Below are 12355 nucleotides of genomic sequence, written 5' to 3'. Positions count from 1 at the left end.
CATGCGCATACGTCCCGACTCCGCGGCATTCGTTTTCCTGCTGGCCTCGTTGTCGGCCTTGCCGGCTCTCTCCACCGACATGGCGCTCCCCGCGCTGGCTGCGATAGGCAGCGACCTGAACGTCTCGCCTTCGGCGGCGGCATTGACCCTCAGCCTGTTCCTGATCGGCTTCGCGGTCGCGCCGCTCGCCTATGGTCCGTTGGCCGACCGCTATGGGCGCCGGCCGATCGTGCTGGGCGGCGGCGTGCTGTTCACGCTGGCCAGCGCGGCGTGCGCAGTGGCGCCCAGCCTGTCCTCGCTGCTGCTGTTCAGGATCCTGCAAGGGGTGGGGGCGGGCGCCGGATCGGTCATGTCGCTGACCATCGTGCGCGACCTGTTCCAGGGCTCGGTGGCGCGAGCCAGGCTGTCCTACGTGGCATCCATGCGCATCGTTGCGCCGATGATCGCGCCCACGCTGGGAAGCTGGGTCATGTATTTCGTCGGCTGGCGCTCTATCTATGCGGTCATGGCGCTGGCCGGGACGGCGACGACGCTGGCGGTGTATTTCGGCATGGACGAAAGCCGGCCGGCGGGCACCGTGGCGGCGCGCGGCTCGGTCGCCTCGCTGCTGCGCACTTACCTGAAGGTGCTCCGCAATCCCGTGTGCCTGGGCAATACGCTGGTCAACGCGCTGACCTTCGGTTGCCAGTTCGCCTATATCTCCGGCTCGCCGCTGCTGATGATGCAACTGCTGGGCATGTCGCCGCAGGCGTTCGGGGGCGTCTTCGCGACGACGGCTTTCGGCATCATGGCCGCGTCGCTGATCAACGGCCGTCTCAATGCGCTGGGCGTGTCGCCGCACAAGCTGCTCACGATCGGGCTCGCGCTGTCGAGCACGACCAGCGTGCTCGTGGCCATCCTGGGGTTCACCGACAACCTGTCGGCATGGACGCTGGTGCCCCTGCTGGTTGTCAACACCTTCTCGTTCGGCATGATCGCGCCCAACGCCACGCATGCGGCGGTGGAGCCGCTGCCGCAAATGGCCGGCGTGGCATCGGCGGTGGTCAGCTGCGTGATGATGGCGGTGGGCGCGCTGGCGGGCATCGTGGTGACGCTGCTCTACGACGGCCACAGCGCCCGCGCCATCACCGGCGTCATGGCGTTCTGCACCTTGGCGGCGCTGTCCGTCTATCTGTTCTGGGTGCGGCGCCTGCCGGTCCGCGCGATGCGGCAGGCCTGAGCGCCGGCACGGCTTCGCGCGTCAGCGCAGCACGAAGCCGCCGACCTTGCCGTCCTGCAGGTTCAGCGTGCCGACCAGCTCGTCGCCGCCGTCCTTGAAGCTGATCTTCCAGAGCGAGAACACGTAGCGCTGCTGGCGGTAGTCGCCCAGCCGCTGGACCTGGTAGCCCGCATGCAGCCGCGGGCCGATCTGCTCGGCCACGGCCTGGAACTGCGCCGGGTCCAGCTTGGCGAAGTCGCTCGTGCCGGGTTCGACGAACTGCTGATAGTCCTTGTTCTCGATGGCGGTCAGCAAGCTCTTGATTGCCTGGTTCTCCGCTTCGATGGCGGCCGCATCGGCGGCCAGGACGGGGGCGCCGTGCAGCGTGCCCGCCATCAGCAGGCCCAGGATCGCGTTGCGCAGGAAATTCATTCTGTCTCCATATCGGAAGCGTTCAGGCGGGCCGCGGCCATGGCGCGCAGGCAGGCTTCGGGGCCGCCGCGGACGAGCGTGGCGCTGCAGGCCAGCATCAGGTTCAGCGCCAGGCCGAAATTCTCGACGTGGTAGCCGTCGGCATCTTCCGGCGTGCCGTCCGGCCGGTTGCGGCGGGACACCCGCTGGGCGACGGTGCGGCGGTCGTCGAGGTGGCCCCAGACCGGCTTGCCCTGCGCCGCGGCATAGCCGACCTCGAACGCCGTGCCCGAGTCCGGTTCGTGGCCGCGGAACGGCGCGAGGTTCGCCATCACCAGGTCGGCGCCGTCCAGCAAGGCGAGGTTGGCGTCGCGGATGGCTTGCGCGGCGGCCGGGCCGCTGCCTGCGGGAGCCGGCGCGTCGAGCGGAAACAGCCCCTCGAAGCCGTGACGGGCGCAGAGCTGCTTGAGCCAGGCGCCGTAGGCCTGGGCATCGGGGCGGAAAACGTCCGGTCCGGCCAGGTAGATCTTCATGGCGCTCTCGCTGCGGCGGCGCCCGCGGCGCAGCCTTGTGCCGTCAGGCCAGGACGCCCGCGTCGGCCAGCAACTGCTTGAGCTCGCCCGATTCGTCCAGTTCGGTCAGGATGTCCGAGCCGCCGATGAACTCGCCCTTGATGTAGAGCTGCGGAATCGTGGGCCAGTTGGAATATTCCTTGACGCCCTGGCGCACGGCGTCGTCCTCCAGGACGTTGACCGTGGCCAGCTGGCGCACGCCGTTCGCCTTGAGCAGCTGGATCGCGCGGCCGGAAAAACCGCATTGCGGGAACTGTGCGGTGCCCTTCATGAAGAGCACGACGGGGTTGTCGGTGACGGTCTGGCGGATGAATTCTTGCACGTCGCTCATGGCGATCCTCGCAGGGAGAAGAGGGTGATGAATACGATTATAGGTTTCCTGGCCGCGGGGCGCGGGGCCCGGCGTCGCGGCGGTGTTTCAGTCGATGACGGTCCGGGAGGCCTTGCCGGGTCCTGGCCCCAGGGGCCCGCGCCGGCGTGTTCGCTTCGGCCTTTCCGGCCAGGCCGCGCCAGGCTACCCGGGATGCTCGCCGCCGGAAATCCTTTCTATGCCGGCCAGGTCCCGGCGGCTGGCGACCTCCTGGAAGCCGCCGGTCCGCAGCATGTCGCGCACGTCCTCGGCCTGGTCCCAGCCGTGCTCCATCCACAGCGCCCCCCCGGGCGCCAGATGGGGCCGGGCGCCTGAAGCGATGGCACGCAGCGCCTGCAGGCCGTCCGCGCGGTCGGTGAGCGCCTGGGGCGGCTCGAAGCGCAGGTCGCCCTGCGACAGATGGACGTCGCCGGAAGCGATGTACGGCGGGTTGGAAACAATGACGTCGAAGGGCAGGGCGGGCGTGTCGCGCAGCGCGTCATACCAGCTCCCCTGCCGGAAATCCACGCGAGCGCCCAGCCGCCGGGCGTTGCCGGCGGCGACGGCCAGCGCCTCGGCCGATGAATCGGTGGCAGTGACGTGCGCATCCGGGCGGGCCAGCGCGATGGAAACGGCGATGGCGCCGCTGCCCGTGCCCAGGTCCAGCACGCGCGGGGCATGCCTGCCGGCCAGGTGCGCGAGCGCGGTTTCCACCAGCAGCTCGGTCTCGGGCCGGGGGATCAGCACGGCGGGCGTCACGGTGAAGGCATGGCTCATGAACTCGCGTTCGCCCAGCAGGTAGGCCACCGGTTCCCCCGCCCGCCGCCGCGCCGCCCAATCCTGGAAGCGGCGCACCGCGTCCTCGGGCAGCGGCTCGTCGTCATGCGCAATCAGCCAGGTGCGCGACACCCGCGCCGCCCGTTGCAGCAGCAGCCCGGCCTCCGGGCGCGGCAACCCGCTGGAGGCAATGAGTTCGCGCGCGCAAGAACCCGTCATTCGACCATCCCGCCTGCGGCTATTCGCCCAGCGCGGCGAGCAGTTCCGCCTGATGCTCCGCGGCGAGGGCCGAGATCAGATCGTCCAGGTCGCCGTCCAGCACGTTCTGCAATTTGTACAGCGTCAGGTTGATGCGGTGGTCGGTGATCCGGCCCTGCGGGTAGTTGTAGGTGCGGATGCGCTCGGAGCGGTCGCCCGATCCCACCAGGCTCTTGCGGTGGGCCGCTTCCTTGGCCTGGCGCTCGCGCTGTTCCTTGTCCTTGATGCGCGCGGCCAGCACCTTCATGGCCTTGTCGCGGTTGCGGTGCTGCGAACGGTCGTCCTGGCACTCGACCACGATGCCCGTGGGCAAGTGGATGATGCGCACCGCCGAGTCGGTCTTGTTGATGTGCTGGCCGCCCGCGCCGCTGGCGCGGAAGGTGTCGATGCGCAGGTCGGCGGGGTTGATGTCCACCTCGCCCACCTCGTCGGCCTCGGGCATGATGGCGACCGTGCAGGCCGAAGTATGGATGCGGCCCTGGGTCTCGGTGGCCGGCACGCGCTGCACGCGGTGGCCGCCCGACTCGAACTTCAGCCGGCCGTAGGCGCCGTCGCCGGCGATGCGCGCGATTACTTCCTTGTAGCCGCCCAGCTCGGATTCGCTGGCCGACATGATCTCCACCTGCCAGCGGCAGCGCTCGGCGAAGCGCGTATACATGCGCAGCAGGTCGCCGGCGAACAACGCGCTCTCGTCGCCGCCCGTGCCCGCGCGGATTTCCAGGAACAGGCTGCGGCTGTCGTCCGGGTCGCGCGGCAGCAGCAGAATGCGCAACTCGCCTTCCAGCTCCTCCAGGCGGGCCTTGCCGGCGCGCAGTTCTTCCTCGGCCAGCGCCTTCATGTCGGGATCGCCCAGCATTTCCTGCGCGGTATCCAGGTCGGCCTCGGTGGCTTCGTACTGCTGGAAGCCGCTGGCCACCGGCTCGATTTCGGCGCGCTCGCGCGAGAGCTTGCGGAACGTGTCCATGTCGCTCGCCGTTTCGGGGGCGGCAAGCAGGCCGTCCAGTTCGGCCAGGCGGCGGCTCAATTGCTCGAGCCTGGCTCGCATCGATGCTTTCATTTATGAGTTCAAGTTCTTCGCGGCCCGAACAGGCGCGGGATACAGGACAGCAGTTGCTGGCGATCGGCGCCCTCGCTGTGGTTCAGGGCCGACAGCGGGCCGTGCAGGTACTTCTGCGTGAGCCCGTGCGCGAGCTGCTCCAGGACCTGCTCGGGCGCGTCGCCCCGCGCCAGCGCCTTGCGCGCACGGTCCAGCTCGGCCTGGCGGATCGCGTCGGCCGAGTGGTGCAGCCCCTGGATCACCGGCACGATGGCGCGCGTATCCATCCAGTGCATGAAATTCTGCACGCGCGTCTCGATAATGGCCTCGGCCTGCACCACGGCCGCCTTGCGGGCGTCGGACGCGCTCTGGACCAGCCGGCCCAGGTCGTCCACGGAATACAGGTAAATATCGTTGAGCCGGCCGACTTCCGGCTCGATGTCGCGCGGCACGGCCAGGTCTATCATCACCATCGGCTTGTGGCGGCGCGTCTTGGTGGCGCGTTCCACCATGCCCAGGCCCAGGATGGGCAGCGAACTGGCGGTGCTGGACACCACCACGTCGAACTCCGCCAGCCGCTCCGGCAGCTCCGACAGCCGCATCGCGCCCGCCGCGAACTTGCCCGCCAGCGTCTCGGCGCGCTCCACCGTGCGATTGGCCACCACCATCCGCTTCGGATGATGGGCGGCCAGATGCGTCGCACAGAGCTCGATCATCTCGCCCGCGCCGATCAGCAGCACCCGGACCTCGGACAGATCGCCGAACACCCGCTCGGCCAGCCGCGCGGACGCCGCCGCCATCGACACCGACTGCGCGCCGATCGCCGTCTGCGAACGAACCTCCTTGGCCACCGAAAACGTGCGCTGGAACAACTGGTGCAACAGCGTGCCCATCGATCCGGCTTCTTCGGCCGTGCGCACCGCTTCCTTCATCTGCCCCAGGATCTGCGGCTCGCCCAGCACCATCGAATCCAGCCCGCTGGCCACGCGGAAAGCATGGCGCACCGCGTCGTCCTGGCGATGGCGATACAGATGCGACTGCAGCGAGTGGCTGTCGAACTGCCGGTAGTCCGCCAGCCAGGCCGGCAGATGCTCGGCCACGCCCGGCTCGGCCGCACAGTAGATCTCCGTCCGATTACAGGTGGACAGGATCGCCGCCTCGCGCACCGCGCCCCCGAACGCCACCCGCAACCCCTCCAGCGCCGGCCGCAGCAGATCTCCCGGCAACGACACGCGTTCCCGCACCGATACCGGGGCGGAAACGTGATTGAGGCCGAAAGTCAGGACGTCGACGGACATGGAAAAGGCAAGGCCGGAGAAGGAGGACCACTGAGCATTATATAGGCCAGCGCGGCAACCCCCCATGCGGCGGTTGGTCGCGCGGCGTGGCGGCCACACGGGGGAAGGAGGGTGCTTGCGCCATGCCGCTTTGCAAAGCGCGGGGAAAGTGTGTAATATCCTGCGTTCTCTGAGGGGCGCAGTGAAAAGCGCTTGATCGAGAGGCCTGGTAGCTCAGTTGGTAGAGCAGCGGATTGAAAATCCGCGTGTCGGTGGTTCGATTCCGCCCCAGGCCACCAAGGATTCGGTGCCCAGCCCCAAAAGCTGGGCATTTTCATTTGTGCATCAGGGACTTAGAAGAAAAACCTCACCCATAACGTCCCAAGTCGTGCCGTTACATCCCACGTTTGCCCGTACCCCAAGCCGTACCCTAGAGTGATCTCGTGAAAAACGCCCTCTGGGGGTACGGGTAGGTCATCATGGGACTGCTAACCGAGACGCAAATCAGGGCCGCCAAGCCTGGCCCGAAAGAGCATTTCCTGAACGACGGCGACAACCTGTTCCTGCGTGTGCGGGACACGGGCAAAGCCTGGGTCTACCGCTACGAGCGGGACGGCAAGCTCGGCATGGAGCCATACCCGGCGGTGACGCTGGCACAAGCACGAGGCAAGGCATACGAGGCAAACAGCCAACGTGCCAACGGCCTGGACCCGAAGGAAGTTCGGGAGCGCCAAGGAGAACAGGCGCGCATCGCCCAGCTTCTAAAATGTCATCTATAGTTTGTAGTCCTATAGGAGACATGCGGGTGTCATCTTGATTTTTGGGGATGGCACGGGATGGCGGAACAAGACGGCTTGGGGCGGGCGCTGCGGACCATCCGCAAGGCGCGCTGCTTAGCTCAGGAAGACATCACCGGCGCGTCGAGCCGCACCTACATGAGCACCCTGGAACGCGGCCTGAAAAGCCCAACCTGGGAGAAGCTGGTCAGCCTGTGCGATACCATGCAGGTTCACCCCGCCACCTTGGTCACGCTGGTCTACGCGAATGACAAAGCCAGGCGGATGCGCTGCTGGCACGAGTTCGGCAGGAACTGGATGCCACCTGGCAGGCTGACGACCCGGTGCGGTAGCCATTGGCTCGGTGCCCGAGCCATCGCCGGGCGGTCAGGGGAAACGGTAAGATTTCCCCATGCCTGAATCCCAGATCGCCCTCTACCAGTCCGCCGATGGCCAAGTCCAGTTGAAAGTATCGCTGGACGAGGACACGGTATGGTTGACGCAACGACAGATGGCGGCGTTGTTCGATACCTCGACCGACAACATCAGCTTGCACTTGAAAAACGTCTACGCCGAGGCGGAATTGGCTGAGGCGGCAACTACCGAGGATTTCTCGGTAGTTCAGGAAGAAGGCACGCGCCGGGTGCGCCGCCGCGTCAAACACTACAACCTCGATGCCGTCATTTCCATCGGCTACCGGGTCAGTTCCGCGCGCGCCACGCAATTTCGCCAATGGGCGACCCGCACCGACGCCGAAGTGACCTCCATCGTGCGTGTCCCCGCACCGATCACATCATCCTGTAAGTAGAAGGGCCGGAGCGAAAGCTTCGGCCCTTTTTCTATTGTTATTCAGAACGTTTTGAGTCCCTTCCCAGGCCAGCCTTTCGGATGGACCAGATGCTGTCAGCAGGGCCGTTCCTGATCCGGCGGGTGGTAGCGACCGCCATCCAGGCGAAGCAGAGCGCGGCGATGAAGGCGACTACATCAACGCCGATGGTCGCGGCGCTGCCGTGCGCCCACATGCCGAGCGTCGGGAGAAGCAGCGCAGCCAGCGTGGTCAGCGGGATCGCGATCGTCGCAGCGGCGGACAGCCACAGCAGGTGCACGGCCGAGCGCGCCGCGCCCCAGGCGAAGGCCCAGGCGACCGAGGCGAGGAACGCGGCGTAATAGATATATTCATGCCAATGATTGAGATCGGCGACGCGGCCATGCAGCCACTTGGCGGCAACGATGGTGAGCGAGAGGCCAACCACGCAGCCGAGGCAAACGCCTACCGTTGCGCTGCCCAAAAGGCGCGTCGAGCGCGACTGTTCGGCGTCGCCGCCCTTGCGAACCTTCTTGCGGCGTGTCTCGATCCAAAGCAGGTTGCCGCTATAAAACAGCCACGCGCCGGAAAAGCCCAGGAAGAAGTATGCCCACGTAATCGTCGCCCCTTCATACTGCCCCGCGTGCAGGCCGTAGAACGTCTCCGACGCTCGACGATCCGGATCCTGACGCGATGGACGTGTGCTGTCTTTGAGCGATTCGCCGGTCACGGCGCTGAGCATGACGCCCCCAAGATGGGTATCTCCGACATAGCCACGCTCGGCTCCGGGGACTCTCACCGAAGCGGCTTTGTCTCCGATATTCTTGAAAATCATGAAGCGGGGCTCGAAATCGGGGGCCTGCACTTTGAGTTTCTGGAGCAACTGTGAGGGCGCCATCATTTCAGCCGCCTCGCCGATCGGCTTTGGCGCTCTGTATGGCTCGTTATCGCGATCGTCCAAGATGGCTTGCTTGCCGCCGAAAATGACAGTTTCTTGCATGGACCAGATTTCGTGGCTGAAGCTCAATGCGGTCGCGGTTATCGCCATCACGATGTGGAATGGGAGCGCTGTGATTCCGACGATATTGTGGGCATCCAGCCACATCCGCTTGAGATTCTTGCCGACGCGCAGCGCGAACAAATCCTTTATGAGCGACGGCAGCAGCACGATTACACCGGAGATCAGCGCCACGCCGTAGAGCAGCGAGATCACCCCCATCAAATAGGATCCCCACGGTTCGGGAATCCCGACGCGCATGTGGATGTGATTGATGAAATCCGCCAGTTCGGACGGCTCCTCCTGCTTCGCCAGTAGCGTGCCGTCAGGCTTGAGCGTCGCCCACCAATGCACGTGTTCGTGAGCGTGCCCTTCTTGATGCGGCGCGTCCTCTTCCCACGTCACTCGCGCAGGTTCGTTCTCATGTCCCCACAGATGCAGCTTGATCCCTTCCTCCCGCGCTTCGGGATGCGCCGCGGCAACCAGCTCCAGGAGACGGGGCGCATCGTCCAAAGGAACCGCTGCCACGCCTACGGCGGGCGGTGACGCCCAACGCGCGATCGGCTCCTTGAACATCGTGAGCGCGCCCGCATAGAAGGCGATGAACAGGGCAAAGCCGCAAGTGATGCCGGTCCATGTGTGGACCGTCTTGTAGAGCTTGACGATATCGGCGCGGATCATGCGTGTCCTCACGCGAAGAAATGGAAGCGGCAAGCAAAAAGCGCCGCGAAGGCGATGAGGTTCGCAGCGCCGAGCCACGCCCAAGCCGAACGACCGCTGCGAAACAGGAAGCAAAAGCCGAACACCGCGATCCAGACGAACGCCTCCAGATAGCGCATCAGCGAGTAGCGCCCACCCGGCGCATCTATGCCCCCCGGCCCCAGATAGGCGTAAAGGCCGACTAGCGAGAGCGCCAGGCCCAGTCCGAGGATGGCCCCGGCGCTGGCCTTTGCCCACCAGTCGGGGCGGATTTCGCTCGCCATGTCAGTCCTTCCGCCGAGGTGCGCGAAGCGCGGCGATGTAGGGGAAGGCGAACAGGCATACCATCGCAACGTGCAGGGTGACGAAGAAACCGGACAAGGGCCGCGACGCCGCGACCCATGCAGCAAGGCCGGCCACCAGCAGCAGACCGCCAGCGCCCCGAAGCGGCGTCCGCGGGAGAGGCCGCGAACGCCATTTTTGATTCGGGCTGGCGAGGTAAAGGCACGCACAACCGAGAATGATCAGCGTCAGCGCGAGAACGACGATCATGGTTCAGAAAGCGAATGTTGCCGAAAGGCGAAAGGTTCTCGGCTGGCCTCGGTACACGAAGCCGGACGCATAAGTGCCGGCCCAGTAGTTTTTGTCGAAGACATTATCGACATTGAAACGGACAGTGACCGGCTTTTTGTTCCAGGGAGAACTGAAGGTATAGCGTGCGCCAAGGTCTACCGTGGTCCATGACGGAATAGTGACGCCGGAGGAGGTCGAGACAACGGAATCGGCAGTATGGGTCAGGCGACCGATGAGGGTCAGCCCTTCCATGAAGGGCGTGTCCCATTCCGCTCCAATCACCGCGCGGGCTTTCGGAGCGGTGTCGTTCCTTTTGCCGTCGAGAGTACCGCCTTCGGTCTTGGTCAGCCGGGCGTCGAGCAGGGTGAGCCCGCCCAACAGGCGAACGCCGGGCATGAGTTGGCCATAGGCGTTCAGTTCGATGCCGCGATTGCGCTCTTCTCCGTTCTGCGCCAATGTCGGGGCCCCGCCCGCGGGATCGTCTATGGAAATTGAAGCAGCCTTGGCGATCTGGAATACCGCCAATGTCGTCGTCACCTGGCCCCAGTCGGCTTTGACGCCGGCCTCGTGCTGTTTGCTGACGTACGGCGGTAATACCTCGCCAGCATTGGCGTACGTCGTGCCGACGGTGGTTCCTGCTCTCAGATCCTCGATATAGTTGGCATAGAGCGAAACGTTTTCCCACGGCTTGACGACCAGCCCGAACGCAGGAGTCCAGGCATGGGAGTCGTATTTCGAGGATTGCAGTCCTGTCGTGAGATTGAAATCCTTGATACCCGCTTCCTGATAGCGAATTCCAGCCATGAACTGGATACGCTCGTCGAGTATGGATAAGGTGTCTGCAAAGCCAATGCTGGACGCCCTCGTCTGGGAGCTCTTCCTGGGATCGCCGGGATCCGCAACAGAGGGCAGGAGTGGAAATACAGGGTTGTATAGGGAATCTATGACCGAAGCGGATCCTTCGGACTCTGCGCGTTTGTATGTAAGTTCCGACCGCGACAGGTTAAGGCTCAAAGCATGATTTACCGGGCCGGTATTCGCTTTGGCCCGAATGCCGCCTTGCATGGATAGGATATCCCGCGAATAGTGTTGTATTTCCCGCGCGATACTGTATCGGCCGGTACCGTCGAGCAGCCGGACCTTTTCGTAGCCATTCAAGTCGGTTTCTGAAGTCTGCTTGCCTATGGCGGCATAGGCTGTGACGTCCTCGCGTATATCGACTTCGCCTCGTACCATGCCCATGGTTGATTTGGTTTTATATTCCGACCCGGAAGGAACGAGGCTCACTGTCGAGTTTGGCGCGCTGGGAAAAGATGATAGCGAGCCGGCTACGGACCGAGCCTGGATGTATACCCCATTCGGATCCAGCGTTTGGGATTGATGGGCAAAGTCTGCTGACAGCCGGACACGTTCGCCGGCATAGTCGAGGTTGAGCGCCGCGGCGCCGAGTTTCGAGCGTTGCCCATCGACTGGCGTATGACCGCCGTCGATGGATCCGTTGAATCGGATACCGAATTCTTTGCTTGCTCCGAAACGACGGCCGACGTCGAGATGCGTGCCAATTTGGGATTTCGACACATAGCGCGTGGTCAGCTGCGTGATCGGTTCATTCGTTGCCCGCTTCGTGACCAGGTTGACCGAGCCGCCAATAGCGCCGGTGACCGCTGCGGACGCAAGCGTCATGCCGTTCAGGAGTGCGCTTGGGCCTTTTAGAATCTCCACGCGTTCGATGTAGTCGGACGATGGGAAAAACAGCGGTGCCATACCGGCCAAGCCATTGAGGGTGCGGGTTCCGTCGGTTCCATAACCCCCAAATCCCCGGATGACCTGGTAATCGTGGGGGGTGCCGCTCGAAGTGCTCGCTACGACGGAGGGATCATTGTTCAATACATCCTGAACCGTCCGCGCCTGTTGGTCCTGAATCGTCTTGTTGGTGTAGCTGGTTTGGCTGAACGGCGTGTCCATCACATCCCGATTGCCGAGCATTCCAACTTGCCCCCCCGTGGCTACCTGGCCGCCCGCATAGGGAGGCGGCAAGGCCCCCGGCAAGGAGCCGATGACGGTCACCGGCGCCAGCTGCGATATTTCTCCCGATGCCAGCCGCGAAAGGATTACGCTGTCGCCCTGCCAGGAATAATTGATGCCTGTGCCCTGCAACAGTTGGCGCAGCGCCTGCTCCGGCGTCAGGTGTCCCGAGACAGCGGGTGCCTGCAAGCCCTGCACGAGTTGCTGGGGATAAAAGATTTGCAGAGAGGTCTCTCTTCCCAGTTGAAGCAGCGCTTGGCCGAGAGGCTGCGCAGGAAGGTTGATCTGGACTGCGGCGTCCTGTGCTTTCGCCTCGGGCAATGCAATGCCAAACGCCATCGCGACCGAGATCGATAGCGTCCCCAGGGCCGTGGAAGTGCGCGAGACACGAGATTGGTATCGTCTTTGGTTCTTCACCGTATTCCGTTTCCAGGTCATGGGCTTTGGCGGACTTGCGCCGCAACCCTTTGCCAAATTTCCGCCCAGGGCATGTCCGCATGTGCAGAAACCATCCCCCTCATTAGGAAAGACGGATACCCGGGTGGATCGCCCCAATGGAAACGAGAACTATTTTGTAACTTCGGTGCGGGAAGGACGAAGGC

The 12355-nt window shown here is 64.5% G+C and carries 13 protein-coding genes, 1 tRNA gene and 1 pseudogene; 5 read left to right on the top strand and 10 right to left on the bottom strand.

Going from position 1 to position 12355, the window contains the following annotated elements:
- Window position 1: 1 nt before the first annotated feature.
- Window positions 2-1219, top strand: coding sequence for a multidrug effflux MFS transporter (locus PIGHUM_RS16025; RefSeq protein WP_124080573.1), 1218 nt, complete (start codon window positions 2-4; stop codon window positions 1217-1219).
- Between the two features lie 21 nt (window positions 1220-1240).
- On the opposite strand, the gene PIGHUM_RS16020 is transcribed toward PIGHUM_RS16025, so the two are convergent.
- From PIGHUM_RS16020 to hemA, 6 genes are all read right to left on the bottom strand, one after another.
- Window positions 1241-1630, bottom strand: a complete 390-nt coding sequence (locus PIGHUM_RS16020; protein WP_124080572.1) for a hypothetical protein — start codon at window positions 1628-1630, stop codon at window positions 1241-1243.
- Window positions 1627-2142 (bottom strand): nucleoside 2-deoxyribosyltransferase, encoded by a 516-nt coding sequence (locus PIGHUM_RS16015; RefSeq protein ID WP_124080571.1) that lies wholly within the window; start codon window positions 2140-2142, stop codon window positions 1627-1629. The genes PIGHUM_RS16020 and PIGHUM_RS16015 overlap by 4 nt, the downstream gene beginning before the upstream one ends.
- A 43-nt stretch (window positions 2143-2185) precedes the next feature.
- A complete protein-coding gene (gene grxD / locus PIGHUM_RS16010; RefSeq protein WP_124080570.1) occupies window positions 2186-2512 on the bottom strand; it encodes a Grx4 family monothiol glutaredoxin in 327 nt (108 codons plus the stop codon).
- A 183-nt stretch (window positions 2513-2695) separates the two neighbouring features.
- Window positions 2696-3526 carry a peptide chain release factor N(5)-glutamine methyltransferase gene (gene prmC, locus PIGHUM_RS16005; protein ID WP_124080569.1) on the bottom strand — a complete coding sequence of 277 codons (831 nt, stop codon included), beginning with the start codon at window positions 3524-3526 and terminating at the stop codon, window positions 2696-2698.
- Window positions 3527-3545: 19 nt separating this feature from the next.
- Complete coding sequence (gene prfA, locus PIGHUM_RS16000) at window positions 3546-4622, bottom strand: peptide chain release factor 1 (RefSeq protein WP_124080568.1); 1077 nt, start codon at window positions 4620-4622, stop codon at window positions 3546-3548.
- Between the two features lie 8 nt (window positions 4623-4630).
- Window positions 4631-5899 carry a glutamyl-tRNA reductase gene (gene hemA, locus PIGHUM_RS15995; protein WP_124080567.1) on the bottom strand — a complete coding sequence of 423 codons (1269 nt, stop codon included), beginning with the start codon at window positions 5897-5899 and terminating at the stop codon, window positions 4631-4633.
- A gap of 202 nt (window positions 5900-6101) precedes the next feature.
- On the opposite strand from hemA, the gene PIGHUM_RS15990 reads away from it, so the two are divergent.
- From PIGHUM_RS15990 to PIGHUM_RS15975, 4 genes and pseudogenes are all read left to right on the top strand, one after another.
- Window positions 6102-6177: transfer RNA gene (locus tag PIGHUM_RS15990), tRNA-Phe, on the top strand.
- 180 nt (window positions 6178-6357) lie between these two features.
- A complete protein-coding gene (locus tag PIGHUM_RS15985; RefSeq protein WP_124080566.1) occupies window positions 6358-6657 on the top strand; it encodes an Arm DNA-binding domain-containing protein in 300 nt (99 codons plus the stop codon).
- A gap of 57 nt (window positions 6658-6714) precedes the next feature.
- Window positions 6715-7007: pseudogene (locus PIGHUM_RS15980) on the top strand (helix-turn-helix domain-containing protein).
- A gap of 59 nt (window positions 7008-7066) precedes the next feature.
- Complete coding sequence (locus PIGHUM_RS15975; RefSeq protein WP_124080565.1) at window positions 7067-7462, top strand: virulence RhuM family protein; 396 nt, start codon at window positions 7067-7069, stop codon at window positions 7460-7462.
- A 37-nt stretch (window positions 7463-7499) separates the two neighbouring features.
- Here the strand turns inward: PIGHUM_RS15975 and PIGHUM_RS15970 are convergent, their stop codons facing one another.
- From PIGHUM_RS15970 to PIGHUM_RS15955, 4 genes are read right to left on the bottom strand one after another with little or no spacing between them, the layout of a single operon-like run.
- On the bottom strand, window positions 7500-9137 hold the full coding sequence (locus PIGHUM_RS15970; protein ID WP_246013238.1) for a PepSY-associated TM helix domain-containing protein: 1638 nt from the start codon (window positions 9135-9137) through the stop codon (window positions 7500-7502).
- Between the two features lie 8 nt (window positions 9138-9145).
- Window positions 9146-9439, bottom strand: coding sequence for a hypothetical protein (locus PIGHUM_RS15965; protein WP_124080564.1), 294 nt, complete (start codon window positions 9437-9439; stop codon window positions 9146-9148).
- A gap of 1 nt (window position 9440) precedes the next feature.
- Window positions 9441-9707, bottom strand: coding sequence for a hypothetical protein (locus PIGHUM_RS15960; protein WP_124080563.1), 267 nt, complete (start codon window positions 9705-9707; stop codon window positions 9441-9443).
- 3 nt (window positions 9708-9710) lie between these two features.
- Window positions 9711-12170 (bottom strand): TonB-dependent receptor, encoded by a 2460-nt coding sequence (locus PIGHUM_RS15955; RefSeq protein WP_160142309.1) that lies wholly within the window; start codon window positions 12168-12170, stop codon window positions 9711-9713.
- Between the last annotated feature and the right edge of the window lie 185 nt (window positions 12171-12355).

Source organism: Pigmentiphaga humi (assembly GCF_900606115.1).
Lineage (GTDB): Bacteria > Pseudomonadota > Gammaproteobacteria > Burkholderiales > Burkholderiaceae_B > Pigmentiphaga > Pigmentiphaga humi.
Note: the sequence above shows the minus strand (reverse complement) of the source record. Positions and strands in the feature narration are given on the sequence as shown.